Below are 25,004 nucleotides of genomic sequence, written 5' to 3'. Positions count from 1 at the left end.
GCTCCTATCCTAAACACAGCTTGGCTCCTCAACCGGCCTTGCTACTTGAATCCGGCTGGTTGGGGTGATTCAATCACGCGGCATTAACCATAGATTGTCGGTGTACGGTTTAGGTTTTCTGGCCCTCGAGGGGACGCCGGAGCTTATGGGCGGCGACAGAGCTCATCAACTGCCATTACACGCAACAAATACAGAAGGAGCATTCAAGTTGGCAGATTCCGATGATGAATTGATAGAATGTTACCGTCGACTTTTAGATGACAAACCTCCGGCTGGTCGACAAAAAGAGCAAGTCGTTCAAGATTTCCTAGAACTGCATACCCGATTCATTCCAACCCCTAATCTGCTAAATCACCAACTGCACTTTGAAACCATACTCACGAAGTTCGCACTAGGCACCGACCACATATCCGACTACTGCTATATCACCAGGAGTTCGGGGCGTTGGCGAATCACGCTTGTTGAATTGGAATCCCCAGACAAGCCTATCTTCAATAAAAATGAAGAGAGCCCTGTGTTTTCTTCAAAGTTTCACGAAGCTATATCTCAAGTGCAGAGCTGGAAAAACTTTATTGAGGAGTCAAAATCATGCGTAACTGCACGTTTTTATCCTCTCATGGCGATGTTAGATAACCCTAAAAGCCCGGTGGAGTTTAAGTATCAGCTAGTCATTGGGCGCTCAGCCAACAAGAATAAGAATTACGAACGGAAGCAGGCCCTGCATCGAAAAGAAGTCGAGACCGAGATTGATATATTTACCTATGACCAGCTTATCGACTACTTCCAAGTTGAAAGAACAAAGCTTGTAATGCGTCGCGCCAAAAATGACAGGTTTGAGTTAAAATACATGCATTTCCACCCGCGCAAAATTTTTGCTTGGGTGGGGCCCGATACGCTAATTTTGAGCCCAGAGCAAAAAAAGGAATTATCAGAAGCCGGGTATGAGATTGAGAAGTGGGATAATCACGACCTTCTTAAATACAGTATCAAACTAGCAGAGTCCACAGGAAGAAAAGAACGACTAGATCTTGTAAGAAAAGTACCGCCGCTTGGAACGTAGGGTGCAGGACTCAGTGACCATAGCTGCAAAGCCCTGGCTAGGTTGTTGTCGAAGGCCTATCGGAGCGCAGCGTCCGTTTGGAGGGATAACTTTGGTTGGAGTACTGAGGAGCCAGCCTGGAGCCAATCGCCCGCAGATGAAACTAATCAAGGCATATCTCAAGTGCTGTTTTTTGGGCTACAGCTGATGACCCCGACGGCGATTGATGAAATACCTTCAGGCGGGCGCTGTGGAATCATGAGCTGATGTTGGTTTCCAGTCTGGCGATCCTTGTGCCTATCTCTCAGCCAGTGCTCATTTCCAATTTGGATTACCAAGCTACGGCTGTGTGCTTTGCCCAGAACACTTGCACAAAGGAGTGAGCATGCCGTGCGTCACTCCTTAAGCGCTCGATAGGGCGGTGTATTGCAATACCCGTTAGCGTGTTACCTCATTTTTGAGAGGCCAGCCTTCCGGCACCAATGCAGGAGGTTTGCTCCAAGGAGCTTCCACCAGCGACTTTTGAAACCAATCATCGCGGAGATTGGCATGCTCGGTGATGATGATCTGGAAGCCTGGAACGTCCTCGACCGTGAACTGGTACAGCAGATTAAACAGCTTACGTACCGAATCCATGTCAGCATCGGATTGCTCAGTATTCGTTACCGTACCGTCGACCGCTTTGTAGGATTCCTCTGAGGGGAAATACACTTGGGTTGGCTGGTCGATCACCAAGAAGCGCGGCATAGGTTGATTGCTCTTGGCGCAGTACCAATGCAGGGCGAGCAGTGCAGAAAGATGGTAGGCCAAGTAATTCTCTCCGCCGCCTGTTCGTGACATAGGCACAGAGCGCTCTGGGCGGTCGAATATGATGGTCAGCTTCTTCAGGTCGAATCGGGCAGGGTAGGCACTGAACTCAGATTCGAACCGCTTGTTGTAGAGATTGAATTGCGCCGAGATGCTATTCAGGATCGACGCAAGGCGGTCGTCTGCATCGACGTCTGCCAGTGCCTTCTCAAGCTCCTGCACGCGCATTTCCCGACGGCGATAGTCGGCCTCTTGCTGTTTCAGCGAATTGTCAGGAACAAACCCTTCAAGGAAGAAACTGATGCGCCCCACGACATGCTTGGCAGCGTCGCTTTGCTTCTGTGCGTTCGCCAGCAAGGTATTGGCGGCGATGGCGGCTGTCAGCTCTGCTTCCTTCTCGACAATCGAATTGGATGTGTTTTGAAGGCGTTGGTTTTCCTCCGCGAGATAGCCCTGAATCTGCGGTCGTTGGCCCATCACTGTCTGCATTTCTGCCTCCAAAGACGCCAGTTCGCTGATGAGCGCTTGAGCAATGGGGGTGTCCATGGCCAGATTCTTTTCCGCAAAAGGCCACTGCCATTCGCCCGTCGTAGCATTCTTTGGAAGCGACTTGATGGATAAGAGGCGGTCGATATGTTCCGATGCCTCGCTCTGGAAGCCGCCGGCACGCCGTTCGAACAGCTGACCCGCCTCAACTTTGGATTTGATTTCGCGCCTGGTCTTGCGCAGCCTGGACAGCTCAGCCTCCAGCTTGGGTACCTTGTCCTCAGGCTGGGCATGCGGTTTGGCGGGAGTCCACTGCGCAGCTGCTTTGAGGGCAGTAATGATTTCCTCGACCTCTGCAATGGAGGAGTCTTGAGGAATTATCCCTACGGCCTTGGCTTCCGTCAGCAGTACGATGGCCAGGTTTCGGTTGTTGCCGACGGCTTGCTTTGCCTGCTCCAGCAGCTTTGTCTGGGCTCTCAGGTCTCGCTGGGCTGTCCGGAGTCTGGTCTGCAGCTCGTAGCGCTCATTGGTTGACGCGCCCAGCAGGATAGGCAGCGTATCCTTGATCGCCTGGGGTTGAAACGGCTCGTTCTGGCGATAGAAGAGCTGATCCTTGTTAGTGACTAAGCCTTGTCTTTGAAAAAGGTAATAGTACGAGTGCTTGATGGAGGCTTCGTAGCTGTTACGCGTGTGTTCTTGCGCCACCTCTGTGCGGTTTTCCGGAATGCCAAGTTGACGTGACAGCAACGAGGTGACAGCGATGTCATCCGTGTTGACCACAAGCTCGGAAAACTCAGGGGGCTGCACAAATTCCCCGGTACGTGTCATAGCAAGGCTGCAGCTCGCGCCGCCTGATCGCGGGGTCGGCTTTGCCACCATGACCTGCACGTCCGGAAATTGAAAGATCACTGCGAACCACGACACCTTGTCCTGGATCACGCCATCCGAAACGTTGAAATTCGATTGGCCCATGCAGTATTCGATGATATCCGAAAGGGCTGATTTACCTGTCGATGAGCGGCCCGTAATGATATTGAGACCGTCGACCTCGAAGTTGACATCGCGGCGCTGGCCATCGTGGCTGTATACATGGATGGAGCTGATTTTCATGGTCGAATTCCAAAAGCGGTGTAAACCGTAACCCTGTCTGCAATTTTGGCGAACTCTCGCCCCAGCAAAGCCGCTGCGCGCTGGCACGCCACTGACTCCTCGGTGCCATCGATGTCAGCCTTAACCCTCCTAGCTTTTGGAAGGAGTCGACCCTGTGGAGTGACTTCGAAGCAATCGGTGTGGTGCGCCAACGCAAATGCCTCGAAAGTGAACGGCAGCATTTCCGTTACCCTCTCAGCCAGGCCGATTTGCATCTGGGGGTACGTCTCCACTGTCTTGAGCAGGTAGCCCTTGTAGTGTTTGAGCAGCGCGCTTCGAGATTCGTGGTGGAGACTCAATGGCAACACAAGCAGTGACATCGAAAAGGGCATGCCCTTGGGATCTATCACTGCATAAGCTTTGAGCGACCGCAGCAGCACTACCGCGCAGAAGGCTGGATTGAACAGGTTTTTGGTCTCAAAAGGACGCTGATCCCAGCGAATCATTCGGTATCTCCAGCGGCCTTCGACAGGCGATCCAGAAGCTGTGGATGCCAGTAAACGGTGGGGTAAGGGCGCTTGTTGGCGAGAATCTGAAAGCTGCCGCGTAGGACATAGGGCTCAGTCACGCGCGCCCGTATTTTCAGGTGAGCAAGCTTCTGGGCTTCTGTTTCAGCCCAGGTGTACAGCTTCTTGCCTACCGCAACCAGTTCTGGATCAGAGCATTCCTCAATCGGTGCGTCGAGCGCATCATCGAACAGAGCGTCCTTGGCGCGCTCCCACTCATCCGTCAGGCGCTTTTCGTAGCGGATGATTTCTTCGGAGCCCACCAGGCGCTGTCTTGCCCAGACGGAGCGTTGCTCAAATGCCCTGTAGTAGTCCAGGATCGCATTGCGGATGCGGCTGGGGCTCAATTTCAGATCACGGAGTTGACTCACGAACAGCCGGTTATCGGTGCTCGCATCGACGGGGGACGCGGGTGTCGCGTCCTCAAATGTGATGGGCAGATTGTCATCCTTGTACTCTTCGCTGAAGGCGAACAGTTTCTCTGAAACGTCCCGGGCATAGACCGGTTCGCTCTGCGGGTCACAGAGCATTTGGATGGTCAGATCATTCCACCATCCCTCAAGTCGTTCGAAAACAGCGTCCCTGTGTTCGAGGCGAATGGCTCGCATTTTTTGAGTCTTGATAAGTGCCGGTAGATCGTCGATCCGAGGGGAGTTATCAATAATCACGATTCTCGATACGAAGTCCTCTTTCTCCATCGTAGTCAGCTGCGAGAGCAAGTCTTTGATCTTGGCGAACGATTTTGCGTTGCTGATGGCAAGCGTGTCCTCTGTCAGTTGCCAGAGGCTTGGATGAGCCTTGGTGGTGTCCGCTCCGTAAAGGAAGAAATTCAAGAATGAGTCCGGCGCGACGGACGAGGTGGTGAAAAGGAAAAACTGATAGTCAGACTCAACCCGTCCATTGGCGATGTAACGAGTTAGCCAGATATTGACCGACTTCCAGAAATCCACAGACAGGTCAGTCAGCCGCGCTCCAGCAGCCTTATGTTTGAGCGAGCTCAGTGTCTTCTTACCGGAGGACTCCAAAAAATCGAGGTCGTCTTCCTTTTCGATGAGGATTGCGATGTCCTCGGGAAGCTCTAATGCCTGATACAGAGCAAAGCGAGGCTGGAAAATGTAACCCAGTCCTTGCTCTCTGGCGCTGTAGGGATCACTAGTTTTTTGGTCAGCGGGGTCGTTGCCTGCGAAAGAACTCATTATTTAGCCCATGCTCCAAGGTCGATCATTCGGAGCCTTCTACGCCAAGAATGGCGGCGACCCACGACGAATCTGCGCAGGGCGATGGTCGCATCGAGGTTTAACGCGCGTAACAGCATTCTTTCCATGATGGACATCACCTAGCCAAATCTCCTTTTGACGTATTCTGATTTGGCTGGTGGCATATGGCAATCATAAGCGAGGTTCTGTCTTTGTCAGAGCTGCACTTTACGATGAGCATGCCCAAATATAGGCATGCTTATTGAGCTCCGTAGAGCCGAGGCTCCGGAATAGTTGCAACCTTGGCATTGTTGATTGAGGGCTCTTGAATCGCCTAGTGCTTAGCGGAATGCCCCTGAAATGGTGCGGAGAAAGCGGCGCTCTGAACACCCGCATAACGAACATTTTCTACTGAATCCTGGAATGGATATCCTATGAAATCGAATGACCAGACACATCCCGATCTCGTGCTTGATCCCGCGCAACTTAAGCGGATCGAATCCGTACATCGGGGGTTTCTCTATCAGCATCTGTACGCTGTCGGCTGCCTCTTTCTGGCTCAAGCCTCTGGAGTGAAGGAGGTTCTGGTCGAGTTGGATGAGGACGTGGAGCTCAGCACTGATGCCGGCCGGGTGTACGTCCAGGTTAAGACACGTTCCCGCCCCCTGATGCCTGGCGACGCCGCAGGCGCATTGGAGCGGTTCGAGCTGATCCGGCAGGAGGACGGGCCAGGGCTGCGCGCAGGGAAACCATTCTTCGTGATCGTTGCTAACCAACCGCTCGGAGAAACCCTGCAGAACGAAGTGGATGAGGACAAGACCTCCTCGGACATGATTTACCTTTACCCAGAGTCGAAAGCCGCGCGCCCAGATTACCTTCCACCTGCGTGGTCGACTTTAGAAGAGGCCGCGCAATGGTGCGTGACCCAGGCTGAAAAACTTAATTTCTCACTCCTTTCGCCTTCTGCTCTGACTTGGAAAATGGCTGGCTTGGTGATGTTGGCATCTGCCGCCGGGGACGGAAACATCAGACACGTGTTCCGTAGCTCGGAGCTTCCGAGCCTTTTTGAGCAGTTGATTGTGCAACTGCAAGATTTTCCCACGCCGCTCGCCTCATACAGGCCACAGCAGAACGAGCCTACGTTCATATCGGATGAGCGGGTTCGCATCATTTGCGGCTTGTCGGGCGCGGGGAAAACTACGTGGGCAGCCCATGCTGCACTGCTGAGCCCAGAACCATGTGCCTACTACGACGTCGGTGATCTACCTGGGCCCGCTATTGCAAGCTCACTCGTCCGGGAATTAGCTTCAAAGTATTCCAAGCGAGACCCGGAAGGCATCCGGCAAATCCTGTTACCAGGCGCTAGCGGTTACGAGGCGATTACAACGTTTGATCGATTTATGGAGCAATCTGGCGCTCCTTTGGTCGTCGTAATCGACAATGCCCATCGCATTCCCGTCGCAAATCTGCGAGATCTTCTGAACGCGACTCGCCATATCCGCTTCATTCTTCTCTGTCAGCCACATGAAAATATACGCGAGCTCGAAGCGGTCATGGCATTGCGGCGTGAGACGCTGCCGGGGTGGGATATCGACACAGTAGCTCGGGTGGCTAGTACAGCGGGCGCGTTCGGTAGTGCCCAAGCATTCGAACAACTACGGATCTATTCAGGCGGACTGCCCCTATACGTCGATAGCGCCATTACGGTTGCCTTATCAGAATACGGAGGAGACATCGAGGCGCTTTGCGCTGATCTAGCTCAGCAAGCGAACGTGGTGGAAACGGCTCAAGAAGTTATCTTGGCTCGTGTTTACGATGGTTATGACCAGGTGACCCAGAACGCCCTAGCTGTCGTTAGCCTTGCAGATACGGGGCTCACGCATGACGAGGTCGTTCGCCTGCTATCGGCCACGCTTAAGTTGTCACAGGGCGGGGCAGCTGCGGCCATCAGAAAAATCCAGGCGACAGGGACAGTTGAGGTCTTTGGCGCCAAGACACTCAAAGTCCATGATGCCATCCGTGCACTAGGTCTACGACACTTGGAGCTCATGGGGGAAGGTGTGATCACCGCTGGGTTGTTGGCGCTGAAGGAGCTGCTGATCCAGAGCCTAGAAAGGCACCGTGATACTTCGCGGTTTTCACTTCTTACGCGGGTGTTCATCAGACTCAACGACGTGATGACGCTCATTGGGCTGGCAGGCGAGGAGCTGTTCTACGAGATGGGGGTATCGGTCGATATCACCTCCAGCTTAAAGCAGGCGCTTGAGGATGGTGGTCTGAATCCTCATCAGGCTTTCTGGGCGCTCGATGGCCTTGTGTTTTCATTCATGCGCGAAGGGCGCTTCGACGAAGTCAGCGATCCGTTGTCCGCAATGGAGCAACTGCTCGATGTGCACGGATTCGGATTTCGCGAGCAGATCGCATGGGCAATGAGGAAAATCCTGTTTGCTTCAGACCAAGGTCATGAAGATGAGGTGACGCGGGCCGTGGCGTACGCCGCACCAAAAATACCTGATGCAGATCACCAACGGGTATTTGACTACAACCATGCTGTTGCCCTGTGGAAGCTCAAGAAAAACAAGCAAGCTGAGGCATTGTGTAAAAAAGTAGCTGATGAGTATTTTGAAATTCTGGGGCTGACGCCTAACGCCGTCATGGGCAAGAATTCGGATGTCCTTTGGACGGTCATCAAACAACCGGCTGACGTCCATGAGCACATCAAGCATCTTGCCGATACTCTGGAGGTCTACGCCAAAGCCCGAGAGGCTCAGGGGTTGCATGCCCCTCTGCAACGTATCCATGCTATGAAATTCTACGGGATGGTAGAGGGGTATGAGTCGATCGTTCGGGTGGGACAGGATCTGGCTGATGAGTTTGTCGGTGTGAAAGACTTCCAGGGCGCCAGAGAAGTCATGGAGCAGCATGTTCTGCCAGTTGTTGCCCGAGCAGGCCTGATTGCGCGGATGGTGCAGGTCAGTAGTCAGTATGCGGTGATCCTGGCGTGGTGTGGCGATCACCGAGGGGCTATTGCTGAAATGCACCGCTTGGAGCCTTACCTAGAAGGGTTGGACGTGGTTCAAAGGCATGAACTCGAGGGTCAAACTGCCCTAATCGCCGGTATCATCAGCGAAGCTAAACGTGTGGCAGCTAGGCAAACAATGGTTGGGGTAGCACGCAATGAACGGTGCCCTTGCGGATCGGGGCTTAAATTCAAGAAGTGCCACGGCGCATAAACGGGGCGCTCAGCCAGACGGCCCGCCCCTCAACCCCATTCGTACCTGATCTCAAAGATCAACGAGGCAGGGCCCCTGAGGGGGCGCTGCCGACGGGTGAGTGTTTGGTGGTAACCTGTTCGGGAGCTTAGATCTGCAGATAGTTGGCATACCTAGCGTTCAAAGGTTCAGTCACTTAGAGGGACATGATGCCCGGCAATACAGAGCAGCTGGTACCACTGAACGACGCCGAATTCTCTGAGATGATGGAGGAGTTCGACCGGGCAGGGGCGTGGATGATGCATCAGCTGCAAGGGCGTAAGTCGATTATGGAAAAGCACGTCATAGGACTGGAGCGCCAGAATCTGGCGGAGCTTGAGGTCATAGAGCGGTTAGCCGACTCTGTCGGTATTGAGGCGTTCGAAGCTGAGGTTCTTCGCTTGGCGGGGCTTCATGCTCTCAACCCTGAAGCAACGATTCAGGCAATCTCTGTCCAGGTGCATCCCAGTATCATCGGCATAAGCGACTCAGTGTTCCAGGTGCTACGACGCCTGTGCGATACGCTCGTTGAGCGTGAGCCGGCGTTGTTGACGCGCCCGAGCTATCGCTGCCGTAACGCTCAGCATGCGGCCCTTCCTTGGGAGCTATGGTTGGCCTTGGTCAGACATGCTCGCGAAGCGTTTGACCCAGCAGGGCTGGATGCGGAGTTTTTGGCGGGGAAACTGCGTGAGGGATATTCGACTCAAGAAGCCTTCGACGCGCTTATCTCATCAAAGCGCGTGAAGGGTAAACCCGGAGCCGATTGACGATCGAAGGGCGGCTTCACTATGGGAGGTTATTCGAACTGATTATCCAAGCGGGCTGCGATCCACTGGATCAACTCACTTGAACCTGCAAGCTTCGCCTGATTGGTGTTGCAAATGAGCCCATTCATCAGGGTAGGTAAGACCGTGATGAATGGGGCAAGTGTGCTCAGGAAAACCCAGTTACTGCGTGAGGGACGTAGGGCTGCTCCAAGCGGGCGATCTCTTCCTCGCTTAGCACGAGATCGAGTGCCGCAATGGCATCGTCCAGTTGCGCAGGCTTCGACGCGCCAACGATGGGTGCCGATACTCCTTTCTTCCCGAGCACCCAGGCCAGCGCTACCTGAGCCATGGGCACGCCTCTCTCTTTAGCGATCTGCTCTACAACTGAGATAACCCGACCGTCCTCAATCTCGGTTGCTTGGAAGAATGACTGGCCGGAAATGTCGGTTTTAGTGCGTTCGGTTTGCTGACCATGAGGTCGCGTAAGGCGGCCTCGCGCCAGTGGGCTCCACGGCATCAGGCCTACCCCTTGATCAAGGCACAGCGGAATCATCTCTCGCTCTTCTTCGCGGTAGAGCAGATTGACGAAGTTTTGCATCGACACGAACTTGCTCCAGCCGTGCACTTGAGCGGTGTGTTGGGCTTTGGAGAACTGCCAGGCGTACATGGATGACGCGCCAATGTAACGAGCTTTACCGGCCCTCACGATGTCGTGCAGGGCCTCCATGGTTTCCTCGATCGGAGTGTCGTAATCCCATCGGTGGATCTGGAAAAGGTCTACGTAATCTGTCCCTAGCCGTTTCAGGCTGGCGTCGATATTGGCCATGATGGCTTTTCGGGACAACCCCTTTTCGTTGGGCCTTGTAGAGCCTTCCCACATGTTTGCTGGGTAGAAGACTTTCGTTGCGATGACGACTTCGTCCCGGCGGGTAAACTCTTTGAGAAGCTTGCCTACAATGCTCTCTGAGGTGCCAGCGGAATAGCTGTTGGCGGTGTCGAAGAAATTGATGCCTTGCTCAACCGCATGCTTGATGATGGGCCGGCTCTGGTCTTCTCCAAGCGTCCATGGATGAGTACCGGCATCCGGATCGCCAAAAGTCATACACCCGAGACACAGCTTGGAAACGTCCAGTCCAGTTGTGCCCAGTTTGACGTACTTCATTAGCGCTCTTCCCCTTGATCTGGATTAGGTTCGACCTACTCGCTGGTGGGCGTTGTGGCAGTTCACGTGCCCTATAGTAACTGTCACCAACACTTAGGTGCCCCAAGGGTATATCTGTTCACGCATCGATCAAACACGGCAGATGGATCGAGAGCTGTCTTGGAGGAGGGCCCATAGCCTGCTCAGGTGGGCCTCTCAATGGCGATACTCAACCATTTCTCCCCAGTGGTAGCATCCTCATCCCACATCTTTCGAAATGCTGACTATGGCTCGGACGCAGCAAAATCTCGCAACCCTTCGCACGTCTTTCGCCGCTATCCTAGGTGATCGGAAAGATGATCAGAGTGATGCCAAGATCCCGGATCTCTTGGCCAAACTTGGCCTGCCAGACAACCCCGGCAGTCCCAGCAAGCGACAGCATTTAGCAGGTGCGGTGTTAAAAGCCACCGACGATCAGCGGATCGAAGCCGTGCAACGTGTTTTGCAGAGCATTGGATTACCGGAACGTGAACGGGATGTCCTTCAAGAACTGTTGTGGGATGACGGGACTAGCCCAACCATTCCTGCGCGATACCGACGAGATCTGGCAAAAAGCCTCGAGCAAGTTGACTTGGCTTTGGATCGGGCAGGGTTTGAGGAGGTGCTGAGTACATTCTGGCAGATTGATGACCGGCCTTTTCTAGACTTCGCGAACAAGACGCCAACCCTGCGTGACGAGATTATTCGTCATTACATCGACAACCCAGACTGGGACGCTGTGGCCCTTTTCGACAGGCTCGGTGCATACAAATGCACTGATGCTCGATTCTGTCGATTCGTGGAGGCACTTGCTTCCTCGACGGTCAGGCCCGATGAGTCTCAGCAGCGGGTTTTCATTGGAGCTGTGGACGCCGCCTTGAAGCCGTGCGGCATTCATTTCTATACGTCCAATGGCGCGGACGGCTACCTCACGTCTACTTTGGTCGCTATCGGTGGAGCAACACAGGCCTCCCCGAAAAACCTTATTTTCGGTTCCCGAAAAAAGCCAGACTTGCGCTTAGGAAATGCGCTGGACAACGACATCGAGATCGTTCAAGGAGCAGAAGATGTCCTCATGTACGATCGCCCTATCGGATCGGAGGGGCTTCTTTGGAGGGATCTGCAAGCTTGGTATGCGCACACCCGTGGGCTCGCCGTAGAGGATGCCAAAGTAGCGCTATACCGCCGGCTAGAGGCTAGCTTGCCCGAAAACTCACCGCCGCAAGCCCTAGCGTTCACATGTTTTTTCCGTGCGTTTCAGAAAGACATCCCGAATTTGCCTGCGCTCGTCCCTGAGGTCTGGTTTCACTGGGATCCGCAGACATTTAAATACCGCGGGAAAGAGGCGCTGCTCAGATGCCGGATGGATTTTCTCATCCTGCTTCCTGGTGGTGTGCGAATAGTCATAGAGGTCGATGGCCAGCACCACTATTCGGAAAACGGAAAGGCGAGTCCAAAGCTCTATGCAGAAATGATGGCAGCGGATCGAGCACTCAGGCTGGTCGGTTGCGAGGTTTATCGTTTTGGTGCGGAGGAACTCGGACGACCTGATGCCGACCAAATGCTCATCGACTTCTACCGCGCGCTATTCAGACGTTACTCGCTGCTTGGATGACACGGAGGGTGGGGGTAACCGTGCCACCGAGCTGCGGTCTGGCGCTGACGCTAGCTATCCTTTTGCATTGCCTCGCCGGGAAAGTTCCTGACTGGTGCCTACCTTGTACTTAACCTCCAATGTCGAAGAGATGACTTTGCCGGACGAGCACATTGCAGGTGTCGATGTTTGACAGCAGGAGGTCGAAGACCACTCTGCTATCAAAGCGCTTGCCCTAAGTAGGCGTCTCTTTAGGAGCTGAACCGATCGATATCGGTCGATTCATCAGTCCAATTGCCTCAATCGTCTTCATCTACGTTTTCTGGGGCAGGGCGCACCCACCCGTGGGTAGCGAAAAGCTCTAAAACATCAACATACTGGGCTTCCGCCCTTCTACGACGAACTTGCTGGTAGAAGCGATTTTTCGCATCGTCAGTGGGAAGATTCCGAACCCCTGCATCCCGGAGCAAACCGAGCAAAAATCCGGGTGTCGCGCCAGCATCCCAGCATTGGGAGTTGGTCATGAGCTTATCCAGCAGCATATCGAGCTGCCCGCTACTTAGGTGTCCAGAAAATGGAGCTAGCAGCCTTCTGAACCTTCCTTCTGACCCACGAAAGCTACCCGATTCTCCATAGGATTTGACGGCCGGAACCCATAGTTCAGATACTGGCGATATAGCGATCGCTAGCACCAGTTGGTCTTCATCCATATTGTCGATTGCGTCCAGCAGCGCCTGCCGAAAGGCGGGGACTGAAACGCCGGCCAATATTCGAAAATCAGGCGCATTGGCCGGATCAAAATTTGCCGCGGTTTCTTGCAGTGCGGTTTGTGTGGCCGGCTGCAATTGATTCCAGAAAGCAGGTAACGCTGCTAGAAATGCTATTGACCGCGGGCGAGTCAGCGGCTCGGAGTTATCAATCAACCGTGAAATCGTCGTAGACAGATCAGGCCATGCATCAGGCGCTCGGTCACGTAAGGCTATCAAGGAATGGCAAATCTTTGCCTGGTGAGCCTCCCATTCTGGTGGGACGCCCTTCAATAGTGATTTGGCTAATACCGTGCCGAAGTTCTGCACATTCTGTATCTTGATTCGCTTCAAATAGCGCTGATCTACGTAGTTGTGGACACGGTCTGGGTCTGCCGGAAATCCTGCGGACTGGACATCCAGGCTGAAGATTTCGTAAATCGCTTTGCCTTGGCGAGGCTCACGAGACAGAACGCAATCAATGACGTTTACCAGGTGAAGTCTAACCAGTTCTGGTGATGGCTCAAAAAGCGCTGCCTCGGCCGAGAACGCCGGATGTGCGCACAGGTGTCGATCTTGCCGTAGACGCCCCAGATGCCGCTTGGCAATCCCATCAATGACCTGGGTCGTATCCGCGGCGTGATCAAGTATTTCAGCCTCTAGGCTGAGCAACTTTGGGATATTGTCTGCCACCGTCGCGGCATCCCATTGCCTGATGAACTCGGTAGCTGCTGCGTCGCCTTCAGCGCTGATTTCGCGATATTTAGCTATCAGATCGTAGGCAAGTGCCACCCATAACGAGGTGAGAGACCCTCGAAGTGCGCCGGCCTTGTAGGCTTTTACGGCATCTAGGAAGTACCGTTTTGAAGCTGAATTGCGAATTTGGGTTACTAAGATGTCCAAATCGACGAAGCCAATGTCCATAAATATCCATGTCCTGCCATTGAGATGATGGTTGAAAGCTGTGCTCTTGGCCTGAGCTCGTCAGACTCGAGTAGCGTTAGCAATTACAAAAAATGGCCCATCACATATCAGGGCCCAACGCTCACAGATTGCCGAGGTCGACGAGTGTGTTGTTGTAGACCAGGTCGCCCAACACGGCATGCCACTGCTCTGGAAAAGCGTTCATGGCTCTGAGGGCTGTTGCTTTGGCGTTTGACGGATCAACGACGGTGCCATCACGCTTATGGACATCACCTAACATGACGTAGGCTCTGCGGTGTCTTACACCCGCGGTCGCGAAAAGCTTCCCCTCACGGGAAGGCACACCAAACTTAAGGTGTTCGGTAAATGCCGTCACCCCTTCATGAATGACGATTCCACGCTCCAGCAAAATACGAGAGAGGAGGGTGATGCCTTGTTCTACGATGCTCTCCAGCGAATATGATGTCGCGCGCGAGTGAACCGCCAACAGGTCATCGACTTTCAACTGCGTTGATTCAGCGATTCCGTAAAACGATGCCCCCGCCATCCACAGACGCACGATTTCAAAAAACTTAGGTTTTACCGTCACGGGGTGCTGATTTTCATCAAGCCGGAACGCGGACTTCACATCACTCTGCAGCTCTTGATCCTGCCATGCCCATTCAAGAATCGTGGTTCGAAGATCATCTGAGGAGGGATCCATTGGCGCTGACCAATCCGCCAGGGCTGGAAGCAATAGTTGTTCTACAGATGCGAGCAGCCGAACCTTGGTACCCGTCTCTTTGATCCACGCGAGCTTGCCCTGCGCACGTAAAGACAGCAGACGTACAGCTCGGAGTTCGAACACAGATCTCAAGGTGCCGGCAGATCCGGGTGGCTGCTGATGCGCCGCGAATGTGTGTGAGGCCAGATCCGTGGCCAGCCTGACGAAATCGTTGTCCCCAAGCTCTTCCCCAATTAGCTCCAACAGCGTCGAATCCACTCCGTCCACAAGAGGATGAATAACGGCATTGGCCTCTAAGAACTCATTGGTAAGGACAATATTGTGGATTGATAAGTGATTTTCCAGATTCCGGATCAGTGTGCGCAATGCGCCCCTCAGAGTCTCGCCGGGGCCGGCTGTCGCCACCGGCTCAACTAGACTCCATTGGTCGGCATTGGCGCAGATGACCAGCCCTTTGGTGTTGGCACCTGCGCGTCCAGCGCGCCCTACAAGGTTTTTGATATCCCTTGCGAGCATATCTACCGGTTTGCCCTTGCCTTGACGCCGCTGCACCGAATACAGCACCAAGGATCGGATAGGTAGGTTCACACCTTCAGCAAGCGTACTTGTGCAAATAACGAGGTGGATATGGCGCTCGCGCAGCAACTCCTCGAGCACCTCGCGGGTCTCCTGGGGAATGTCCCCATGGTGAAGGACTGCTCCATTTCTTACTGATCGTGCCCCAATCCAAGACGAGCCAAATTCAGCCTCCAAATAATTGATTCGACTTTCCAGTTTTTCCAGGTTTGCAAAAGCGATCGGGTTGGGCAGTGAAAGCGGAAAAGATAACTGGGCGATTAGCTCCTCAGCTAATCCTATCGCCCCTTGATTTCCTCTTTTATTCGCTGCAAAAACCGCAGTGGTTCCCATCGTTAAGACCTTGCGGGCCGCTGCAATCGCAAGCGTCTTAACTGAGGTGAACGTGTAGGTTTTGTTCCGGCCTGTGGCGGGGTTTATGTACTGAAAATGGCTTCGATCCAGAAAACCGTAAATACCATATTGGCGCTGATCGGGCTCATGAGGGTGCATGTCGAGACGAACTGATTTTGACGCGCCCGCCCCCTTAGAGCGCAACACTGCAAATTCGGCAATGGCGGGTCGATAGGTGCTTCTGATAACCGTCTGTTCGTTCCCCCCCAGCCACGCGTTGATTTCTTCGATGTTGGGAACGATCGCTGACATGAACACGAAGCGGATCGGATTGATGACGCGTGCTTTCATTCGTGCGAGAAGTAATTCGAGCCCAATGCCACGACCTGAGCTATCCAGAAGATGCCCTTCATCACAGATCACCAGCGATACACGTTGGGCGAACGATGGGTCAGCGCTGAGAACTCCGGACAATGATTCGGGAGTGGCGACCAATGCGCGTATTTGCTCCAACCCGTGCATCTCGTCCCGCGAAGGGACGGTGCCACCATAAGCGCAGCGAGACGGTAAACCCATTGCGTTGAGTCTGCGTACAAGTGAGCTTCTTAGCTCAGATGCCAGCGAGCGATAAGGCACAACCATGATTGCGACATGCTGCGGATTCAAGTTGAGGTGCCAGTAAAGCAAGGTTTCGCACAGCGTTGTTTTGCCCGCGCCGGTGGGCATCTGCAAAGCATAGCTTTGGTTGTTTTCGAGCAATCCACCCTGGATGGCTTGTATCTGCGAAGGGAAAAACTCCCAAGTCGATGGCTTGCGATCAAGGAAGGAGTTGACCAGTGGTGTCCAGAATGGATTCGCGCCTTGGGGTAACACCGCACGGACATTTGATGCATGGAATCGAGTAAGGAGCTTACTGAGCAATGCAGCGGCAACCCAAGCGTCTGGCCCTTCCAGCAGAGCATCTTTTTCGACCTGAACGGCCGCCTCGACATCACTGGCGAGGGCCACCAAATTACCGGTTCTCAAGTGTTCCTGCAGTGCATGTGCTGCCGCAGATCGCAGCTGCAGTGGACGTGCCAAAAAGTCGTAGCAAGCAGCTCTCAAGCTCTGAGGTGAGTCAGGGATGGCCGATTGGCGCATGGCGAGGTAGGCGGAAGCCGGGAAATCTCCGAAATAGAATGCTGCAGCTGCGAACAGGGCTGCCTCGTCTTGGGCGATTCCCAGCTGTACCAATTGCACCGATGGCAATTCTTTTGAGAACTGAAGGAAAGCATTTCCTAGCTGAGCCCAGTCAGCGCTAGAAGTGTCTGTTCCGCGAGCCGCCTCGAAAAGTTCACCAACCAGAGATATGTAGTAATCCTCAAGCCGATTGCTGATGCGTGCGAGCTCCATCGGCATCTGTGTTATCGAGAAATGACCAAGATGACGAGCCATGTCTGCGTTATTGATCCACGTTTGAAGTGCGGCTCGCATAGTCAAATCACCGAAGCGCGTGCAGCTTGGAACGCGGCGTTATAGGTGGCGTGTAGGTCTGGAACGGAGATAACGACTAGGGTGAAATCGTCACTTGCTGTAGTGGGTGCAGTCGCGAGTTCTGCGGTGAGCAAGCTTTCACAGATGACGGCAACGGCGCGGTAGCGCTTGGTCGCAGATGGAGCGTCAACCGCATTGATAAAGCGGTTCAACAGCGGAATATTCACATCACCAAGATCTTCAGTAATGGATCGTTCGCGCAGCCAAACCAAGGTCTTGGCAAGCCGGCTTACCCGATCCGTTTCACAGTCCTTGATTGCGGTGGCTATGGGATTTGACGGAGCAGAAGTGGATTTGAGCTTAACCTCGGAGCACAGGATGACATCGTTCGCGCTCGCATTGGGGTGATCGGGCATCAGGAAATGGATGACATCCGATTTGGGGGCCGGTTTAGTCCTATCCTGTTTGAGCCGCCATTTCTTGGGGCCTATCGCTTCGGCCGGATGCTCCTTGGCTGACTGATAGAAATAACCTAGCACCTCACCAAAATCGCCAGCCATGGTTGATCCTGCATCCGGAAGCTTGCTGGAGAGAACTTCAGCAAGCGACAGTCCGGTGCGCGCGGCGGAACGGTGGAGTAGGTCATCAGTGATGTAGCAACGACGCAATGGCTCGGCAAGCGTCGCTTGCAGGAGCGCGACATGCGCGGCACTCATCCGAACTAGAACGTAGGGATCTTCTTGGCTGTGCGGAAACCAAGGCACGGCATTGCCGAAGTCGAACAGGAGATCATCCATGATTGCGATCCATATTTACCGCTGATGCCGGTATGGCGTGCTCGAAACTGAACGGCGGTAGCTGACCGCCATCTTGCCATGCTGGATCTATAAATCACCAGTGACCTCCCAGCGTTTCGAGAACTATTTGCTGCTCTGTATGAGGGAGGATCAGAGCCACCTAAAACATCAGACGAAATGGTCAATGGCCTCCCGTAACATCTAGCAGAGAAGCCTCGGTTACAAGGTGGCCAGCTGCATTGCCGTTTGTTGGTCAGTAACAAGCCCGGAAATCCAGCGACCGCGCAAAGCTGCCAGGATCGCAGGGATTTTCGCTCACCGCCAGCAAACGCGATGATTGGTCGTTTAATGCACGCGATTTGCCTCAGCTAGCGCTACAGACGTTATGCTTTCTAACGTAATTCGTTAGCGTCCAGCGTCGGTTTTGAGCGCGAGTACAGGATTGAGGTCGCCAGATGCTGACGTCAATCTCCGCCTGTTGGCAGGCTGATTTCGGAGTCATCTTGAGCGTCTTGATCATCAGCGGGCAACTCGGCAAGTTGTGCATTGATGCCGGCCAGAGCATCCGAAGCTCCAGCGAGCAAGGCCTCCATGTTGAGTTTTCGGTCATTGAGGAGACGCCGGCGCTCACCATTGGGATTCGATCCATTGGTCAAATCTTCTCTGTCAGTGAGCATTCTTATTAAAGTGATATCCAGCCCGTCGTCCGCTCCCGCCTCGGTCGCCAACTGAACCCACTCCTTTGATGTGTCGAGAGCCCCTCGCGCCGCCTCGGCTAGGTAAAAGTCGATGGCTATTCTTGATGCCCGGTCAACGATCTTCGCCATTGCTACGTTGGCATAAACCTCCTCCGACTCTTTGTCACCCTCGCTCGGAGCATGGGATGGAGAGAAATATCGATAGTTCGACCCGTCAGGATCTAGGCCTTCTAAAACATCAAGGATCGGCTCCATCCCTGCAAAAGGGCTGCGTCCCGATGGTAGCGCGTGCCGGTGAGCCCAAAATGCTAATACGGCTTCACGAGCGTTTGCCATTTTGGTGGGGCGGTGGTCATCGCTGGCTGATTCAGCCTCTTGAATGAGCTCGGCAATGTGGTGGGCCATCCAGCGACCTAGCGTGTCAACAGAGTCCTCAAGTCCTTGCTCTGCCACCAGTTTTTTTCCGAGCGCCAAGATAGCCCTAGAGCGTTCGGACGGTTCCATCACTTCTGAAGATGTAAATTCGGTTGCTGGGTAAGATGTATTGGAGTTCATCTGCGACTGGATCTCGGTAATTTTGGTGGCGAGCAGTTCTTTCGACTTCAACCTCTACGACCAAGTCTTTGCCAACTGCTGTTAAAAATTCAATAACATAGGACATGGACGCCTCTAGCCGAACACCTTGTGCTTGATCAGAACCTTCATCGTCTGGGGAATACCCCCACGTCTGAGAGCGCATGACAGGCACTGAGGATGAGGTCGTCAACCATATCCTGCGATCAAGGTCAGTCGACATGTTCATGAGTTCAACAACATACGCCGCCGGTTCGGGAGCTGGAAAGCCAATATTGCCGGCCCAAGGATCGCTTCTGTCCAGCCCCGATTCATGGTGCCGACTCTGTATCCACCCTTTGAGCACATAGGGTGGAGTGGCGAACTCCAATTCGTCGTCGACGCCAGGGATTCGAAAGTCGTGCGGGTGTTCTACGGTTTGAATCGCACGCAGCAGAGACGCTGATGTGCTTGGTGATACCAGTGCTGAATGCACCGAGATTGCCTCCGAATGATTGACGTCGGCCCCAGACCACTGGCCCCAAATCGTGAGCATGCCTGGGGTGGGATAGAGGCCACGCTCAAAGTCCTGGGCTGATATAGATTTTAGCCAAGCATCAGCCTCATCCCGCTGCGGCCAGTCATATCGGATAGCAGGTTCCGGGTCTCGTCTATCGGCAAGCCATCTTCCATCTGTGCGCGCAATATCGTGTCGAGAAAGCCATTCTACAAACTTATTTTCATTCGACTCATCATGACCTCCGACTACTGGCTGTGTCGACAATAGACGGCCGGCAGTGATCATCATCGCGTGATAGGAGTGGTAAAAACTCAGGTCATCAACGCGCGGGTAGGTACCGTGGCTGCTATTTGTATCCTCATAGCGGTATAGCTCTGCTTTGTTTCTAAGGTCGGCATCCCAGCGATGTGCGCCTGTGTAACCTAATTCGCTGCGCAAACTCTTCTGCGTCTCGCGGCACACCTGAGATTGTTTCAGGCCAAAGCAGCGACCAAGTGGCGCTAGCCAATACTGATCGAAGTCCCTTCCCGAGAAATTGCGATCGTCATTATTGGAAGCATTGCTTTGCGAGAGGGAGTTTTGCGTCTGAGCAGCGCCCTGGCTGGCGCTTTCACCTGCGCATATCTTCACCAACTGCTGCTCAAGTTCCGAGGGGAGAGTGACGAGTTTGTGCTCGATCAAAGCCATGACTGAGCGGGCGGCAAACAGTCGAATCAGTACGTGTTGCTGGTTCGGATCAGCCTGTACCAGCAAACAGTCTAGATGCGGGATGAATGCAGCTGGGTATTCCAGCGCAGCGCGTGAAGCAGCTACCAACAACCACTGTTGAGCATGAAGACTATAGAACTCGAATCGAGCGTCTCCGTACGGCATCTTTGTGTCACTGACCGCATGGGCGAACAGCTCGCTAAGGATCTGATGTCGGTTCAACGCACAAACCCCAACCACCGCGTGAGCGGCTTCCCACCGCGTGGCTGCTACCGGCGAGGCCAGTCCCGCCCAAATGTAGCCAGCCAGTGCCCCCTCAATTGAAGCGGCTGGAAACAGTTGCTGATTCCAAGGCCCGTCTCCATCGCCTTCCTCCAGAACTGCGTCGAATAATTTGAGGCCGTAGGATAAAGCGTCCAATGCCTCGTCATTGGATAGCTTGGGAGCGAGCAGGCCTACGAGGCTGAAGAGGCGTTCCGAACCAGCGAGCTCGGTCGACTCAGCGATTGCACTTAAGATCACGTCCAGTAACTCAAACTCGCCGATACCGGATTTCTGATACGCGAGATCGAACGGCATAACCTGGTAATACCGGTCACGCCTGATTTCCATGCAGAGACGTCGGCACACAGTCTTCAGCATCCTAACCAGCGCGTTGCGAATCGCCGGACGCGCCGTCCATTGGGTTGGAAGCGTTTCCAGAAAGCTGCGTAAATCCCACAATCGAAATTCCGCAACATGCGCGAAGGCCTCAATGAAGGACGGCTGCTGCCCGACCGAGATGCGTTGAACGCATTCGCTGAAAAAAAACTCCATGTGAAACGGCGGCTCACCCGCCCTGTATGTTTGATGAGCGGCCGATATTCCGGTTGATGTCGATAGGTCACAACCTACAAACACAGCGTCCCATTCATTTTGATCCCGAGAACGCCCCGTTTGAGTGCCAACACTGCTGGATGGGCTGTGGACACCAGATGCCTCAGCCTGGATTGTCCTGGTCAGGCGCTGGCTTAAACCCGGAAGTGTCACGCCCAGAGATTGCGAGATGGACTCTAACGCCTGCCATTTCGCTGCGGTCTGTGTTTTGAGCGTCATATAGCGATAAGCACGCTCAACAGCTATTACCTTGACCTGGCTATCAGCGCCTCCCTCAAGTACCGATAAGAGAATTGCGATTTCGTCCCAATCCGCCCGAAAGACAGTCAGGGGGAGGGCGTCCAAAGGCTCAATTTGCTTATTAGCCAAGAGCCTGCGGGTTGCAACCTCCAAAATTCTGCTTTCATCCCCAAACCTACGGTCACGCCAACGACTCGCGATGGCCAATGTAGAAGAGGGGCACAAGCCTGTCAGAGCGTCTATCGTGGCGTTCCACGCGAAATGTTTATCTCTGTCTACGTAATCTCGAGTCACTTCCGCGCAACGAGAGAAGTTGTAAGCTACTTCTGGTGCCGGGCGCGCCCCATTTGCCGCGCGTTCAGCCAGCTGAATCAGAGCCTCCCAGCGAGCGAAATTTTCGTCACCAATTTTGCTTGCGACCTCGACGGCCTCGTTGAAATAAGCCTCGGCATCGACAGTACTGATTGGGAGCAGTGAGCGGGCGACGTCAACAAGCCCTTCGACCAAGTGTCGTGCATCAGAACGCTCAGTACGATGAATTGACGCTGCCTTCTCAGCCATTTCAAATGCTAGGTTTTCAGCTCCAGCAACAGTAGCGAATAGACGTGTGAGCCGGTTGAGGGTCGGGGTGAACAGCGGACGGCTTAGGGTCGTCGTCCAGGCAACCAGCTCGGCTATGGTTTCCTGCCGAGCCAGTCCAGAGGTAAGGAGGATGTCTAACCATAAGATCACGATGTCGTTAGCTGTGTGCGGGTATTCGCGATATCGATTGACCTGCAACTGGGCAGATGTCGATTTGGCTTGGACGATGGCCTCGTTAAGCTGTGACTCGTCTACAGGGTGTGTAAACGAATGCGCCCATAATTTAACCCACGGAAGCAGTGGGCCAATGTCTGCTTCAAATTCCCGAAGCTCCTGCGATTTGCTGTGAGATTTGACAGCTTGCATCTCCTTTCTAAGCTCAGGCGACGCCACCTCGATCAACTCTAGAGGCTTCTCCGATAGAGCTGCGTGTAAGGCACAGGCGCGTAGATAGGGAGTCGGACTGCCGCCCAGGCGTGATGAGAGATGAGTTGGCGGTTGCAGTGGCAGATAACGCTCTAGTAGGTCGCGAGCCTCAAGGGAATCGCAAATCTTGTGGCAATACGCAGTCTCAACCAGGGCTACGATCGCTTGCAACGGAGGTGCACGATCCGAGTCACTGTTATTTGCTCGGATCTGCTGACGGGCCAAAAGCTTGTATATCCGCTGAGTCGGCTCTACGGATAGCAAACGGTTTTGCTTCCTGGTTTCCTCCGCCAGTGCGAGCACTAGCGGCATATTATTCCCAGCCGCAACCGCAAGCTCATCAAGCTGTAGATATCGTCCATGATCTAGTAGGCGCTGCGCTACAACGCGTCCTGCGGTATAGGATATCGAGCGCGGGCTCCATCTCCGCAGGTTCAAAGCGGCTTGGTCTGCACCGTTGATATTGAGTTGAGCAATTGCCATCATGGCTCGATCCTCGTCCGTCACAGGCTCACTTTTCCGTGCTTCGGGGGATAGCCTGGCCCAGTTACTCAGCCACTCCTCAGCCATACGAAGGCGGCTACGAGCTTCTCCCCTTAGTTCCTCATAACCGGAAAGAATTGCCGCCTCGTACACGTGATGAGAGCCAACCCATCCGGATCCGAAGGTACGGCGCGAAACAATCTCCTGCACGCTGTTACTGTCCATAAAGGCAGAGACCAGGTCTGTATTCTCCTGCAAGAGCGCGCGTTGTCGTTCATCGCCAGCACTTTCGCCTCCAGCCTTCAGAGCTAGCTTGGCCGCCTCAGGATACCGCTGGATACGCAAACTTGCCTTCAACGCAAATTGGAGGCGCTGGAGTTCGATGTCACGACGCTCAACCGGGCCAGAGTCGGGAAGTCCATTAGACGTCAGTGCCAGATCCACAAGCTCAGAGAATTGACCAGCTTCCAGCATCAGTTGCGGCATTACACCCGCGACATATGTGCTGGTTGAGCTCAGCTTAGCCAGATCATTAATGAAGTCCTTCAGCTGAGATGCGCCGGGCCGAAATCGTTCACGGAACCAGGTTTCTGCAGGCTCATCAAAAAATTGGATTGTATTTCCATTGACGATGAGCGGCCGGCCAAGATCGAGAGCAAAGCTCCTAACCAACGAGGGCTGCACACCTGATATCTCGGCTAGAACAGTTATCGGTACCAACGGACGTAACGATGCAAGTCCAGCACAAATCAAATCGATCTGGGTTCGCTCGAGGGTACCGGCCGTGTCGCGTAGCTTGGCGATGGACGCTTCCAGAATCGTATCAATGACACTGTCCACGGTCGTCGGATTCGGCCCAAGCAGGCGTAGCATTTCTGGAAGTGTTAGCTCTCGAGATAGCGTCAGTGCCTGGACTCGTGGGTTGTGTGAGCTTAACCGGTGAAATTCTTCGACATCGTGTTCGGAAGCATCCGGGAATTTTTGATGCAAATGTGCAGCCGTTTCCTCGACAGTGAATGCACTCAGACCAAGCGACAGTGCCTGGGGAGGAGGGTCGAGCAGAGACTCCCGGTGAGGCCGACACAAGGCGACTAGTCGAACACCTTCAGGCAGAGGTTCGCGTAGCAGATCGCGAACAAACGATCGGGGCTCGCCAATCTCTTCAGCAGCCATCTGCGCGTTATCCGCAGCGTCTACGATGATGCAAAGCAGTGCGTCTGCATTCTTTGCCCGGAGCATTGAGACAGCCTGTCTTACACGGTGCATAAACGCGCGCATGTAGGCGGAGATATCTGCATTTACCGTTGGAATCAGGAGGTGACATAGCCCGAGTGCAGAGAGCTCGTTAGCGAGTTGAACCAAGGCTATCCGATGGCCGTGACGGTAGCCTGTTACGCTGCGGTACTGACCATTACCGAAGCAATCGTATAGCAAGCTTACCGAGCCTTCAGGTAGGTTGCTGCCAATATTCGTTGCGAAGACTGACTTGCCGATACCAGCATCAGCATGTACGACCACAGGTACACCAGCTGCCTCAATGATGGATCTGACGATCATATCTTCATGTTGGCGAGGGATCACTTGGTCGATTTTGTTGATCAGGCATGGGGCTGGGAACAGTTGAGCCTCATCCGTGCGCAACTCCCGGAACATGTCCATTTTAGTGATGGATGGATTATCCGCACTTTCAGACAACGCCTTACGGTTGACCAGCTCTTTGAGACGAATAGGGGCGTCAACATCCATATCTGGTAGGTAGCCACTGACATCTTGAAAAAGGATGTTCCTTTGAGTCCAGTAATTATCGTGCGATCCGTCCAATCGGAGCATCTGACAGAATGCTGCTAGCCCGTCACCGTTTAGCGATGTGAATGCTTCAAGCTTTCTTAGGTTGCCCGGATGCCGAGCAGTCCTTTGCGCAGCCGCATCCTCAATCGCCTCAAGAAACTCGGCGCTGATAGTGCGGTTCGTGACGAACCAAAACTCAAGTCTTTCCCGTAGAGGGACGCCAGGGAGCCTTCGTTGAAGCTCCGCATACCGCTCAGCAAACCCATGAATCGTCTTTTCCAGACCGCTCGGTTGCCACACCTCATCAACCCGTAGCGTAGAGTGCTTGAGTTGCATGTAGCGAACCAGTGTTGCGTGTTCTAGATCAGTGTCGCCGTAATATTCAGCGATATCGATGAGTTGATCACCGACCTCAACTTGCTCGGCACCGGGAAACTCGCTGGTTGCGGCTCCTTCAATTGTGACCGCGACTAGGCCAGATTGAGGCCTCAGAAGCTGCAGTGCACGGCGCGCGGCCCAAAGGTAGTGAAACTGATCGCCGTCTCGGCTGGCACGTACGAGCATGCTTTCGGACATTTAGACA

13 protein-coding genes are annotated in these 25,004 nt (G+C 53.9%); 4 read left to right on the top strand and 9 right to left on the bottom strand.

The genetic code is table 11. The features are described from left to right. Positions 1-64: 64 nt before the first annotated feature. A complete protein-coding gene (locus ALO43_RS25075) occupies positions 65-1,060 on the top strand; it encodes a Shedu anti-phage system protein SduA domain-containing protein (RefSeq protein WP_147461996.1) in 996 nt (331 codons plus the stop codon). A 417-nt stretch (positions 1,061-1,477) separates the two neighbouring features. Here the strand turns inward: ALO43_RS25075 and ALO43_RS25070 are convergent, their stop codons facing one another. From ALO43_RS25070 to ALO43_RS25060, 3 genes are read right to left on the bottom strand one after another with little or no spacing between them, the layout of a single operon-like run. Next, positions 1,478-3,442, bottom strand: a complete 1,965-nt coding sequence (locus ALO43_RS25070) for a DUF3732 domain-containing protein (protein WP_054998284.1) — start codon at positions 3,440-3,442, stop codon at positions 1,478-1,480. After that, entirely contained in the window at positions 3,439-3,927 is a 489-nt protein-coding gene (locus ALO43_RS25065; protein WP_054998283.1) for a three component ABC system middle component, read from the bottom strand. Before ALO43_RS25065 ends, ALO43_RS25070 begins: the two co-directional genes overlap by 4 nt. After that, positions 3,924-5,183, bottom strand: a complete 1,260-nt coding sequence (locus ALO43_RS25060; RefSeq protein ID WP_054998282.1) for an ABC-three component system protein — start codon at positions 5,181-5,183, stop codon at positions 3,924-3,926. The genes ALO43_RS25065 and ALO43_RS25060 overlap by 4 nt, the downstream gene beginning before the upstream one ends. A gap of 434 nt (positions 5,184-5,617) precedes the next feature. Between ALO43_RS25060 and ALO43_RS25055 the strand changes: the two genes are divergently transcribed. Continuing rightward, positions 5,618-8,416: an SEC-C metal-binding domain-containing protein gene (locus ALO43_RS25055; protein ID WP_054998281.1), complete on the top strand. Its 2,799-nt coding sequence runs from the start codon at positions 5,618-5,620 to the stop codon at positions 8,414-8,416. Between the two features lie 188 nt (positions 8,417-8,604). Continuing rightward, positions 8,605-9,201, top strand: a complete 597-nt coding sequence (locus ALO43_RS25050; protein ID WP_235662575.1) for a hypothetical protein — start codon at positions 8,605-8,607, stop codon at positions 9,199-9,201. Between the two features lie 166 nt (positions 9,202-9,367). Here the strand turns inward: ALO43_RS25050 and ALO43_RS25045 are convergent, their stop codons facing one another. Continuing rightward, a complete protein-coding gene (locus tag ALO43_RS25045) occupies positions 9,368-10,363 on the bottom strand; it encodes an aldo/keto reductase (RefSeq protein ID WP_054998280.1) in 996 nt (331 codons plus the stop codon). Positions 10,364-10,628: 265 nt separating this feature from the next. Between ALO43_RS25045 and ALO43_RS25040 the strand changes: the two genes are divergently transcribed. Then, complete coding sequence (locus ALO43_RS25040) at positions 10,629-11,996, top strand: AbiJ-related protein (protein ID WP_054998279.1); 1,368 nt, start codon at positions 10,629-10,631, stop codon at positions 11,994-11,996. A gap of 278 nt (positions 11,997-12,274) precedes the next feature. On the opposite strand, the gene ALO43_RS25035 is transcribed toward ALO43_RS25040, so the two are convergent. The 5 genes from ALO43_RS25035 to avs3a all read right to left on the bottom strand — a co-directional run bounded on the left by ALO43_RS25035 (position 12,275) and on the right by avs3a (position 24,997). After that, on the bottom strand, positions 12,275-13,645 hold the full coding sequence (locus ALO43_RS25035) for a hypothetical protein (RefSeq protein ID WP_054998278.1): 1,371 nt from the start codon (positions 13,643-13,645) through the stop codon (positions 12,275-12,277). Positions 13,646-13,766: 121 nt separating this feature from the next. Beyond that, positions 13,767-16,712 carry a DEAD/DEAH box helicase gene (locus ALO43_RS25030; protein ID WP_235662574.1) on the bottom strand — a complete coding sequence of 982 codons (2,946 nt, stop codon included), beginning with the start codon at positions 16,710-16,712 and terminating at the stop codon, positions 13,767-13,769. A gap of 41 nt (positions 16,713-16,753) precedes the next feature. Continuing rightward, on the bottom strand, positions 16,754-17,548 hold the full coding sequence (locus ALO43_RS25025) for a Hachiman antiphage defense system protein HamA (protein ID WP_054998276.1): 795 nt from the start codon (positions 17,546-17,548) through the stop codon (positions 16,754-16,756). A 464-nt stretch (positions 17,549-18,012) separates the two neighbouring features. Beyond that, positions 18,013-18,750: an AVAST type 3 anti-phage proein Avs3b gene (gene avs3b / locus ALO43_RS30820; RefSeq protein WP_054998275.1), complete on the bottom strand. Its 738-nt coding sequence runs from the start codon at positions 18,748-18,750 to the stop codon at positions 18,013-18,015. After that, on the bottom strand, positions 18,728-24,997 hold the full coding sequence (gene avs3a, locus ALO43_RS25015) for an AVAST type 3 anti-phage nuclease/ATPase Avs3a (RefSeq protein WP_054998274.1): 6,270 nt from the start codon (positions 24,995-24,997) through the stop codon (positions 18,728-18,730). Before avs3a ends, avs3b begins: the two co-directional genes overlap by 23 nt. Between the last annotated feature and the right edge of the window lie 7 nt (positions 24,998-25,004).

This window comes from Pseudomonas tremae, assembly GCF_001401155.1.
In the GTDB taxonomy this organism is placed as follows: domain Bacteria; phylum Pseudomonadota; class Gammaproteobacteria; order Pseudomonadales; family Pseudomonadaceae; genus Aquipseudomonas; species Aquipseudomonas tremae.
Note: the sequence above shows the minus strand (reverse complement) of the source record. Positions and strands in the feature narration are given on the sequence as shown.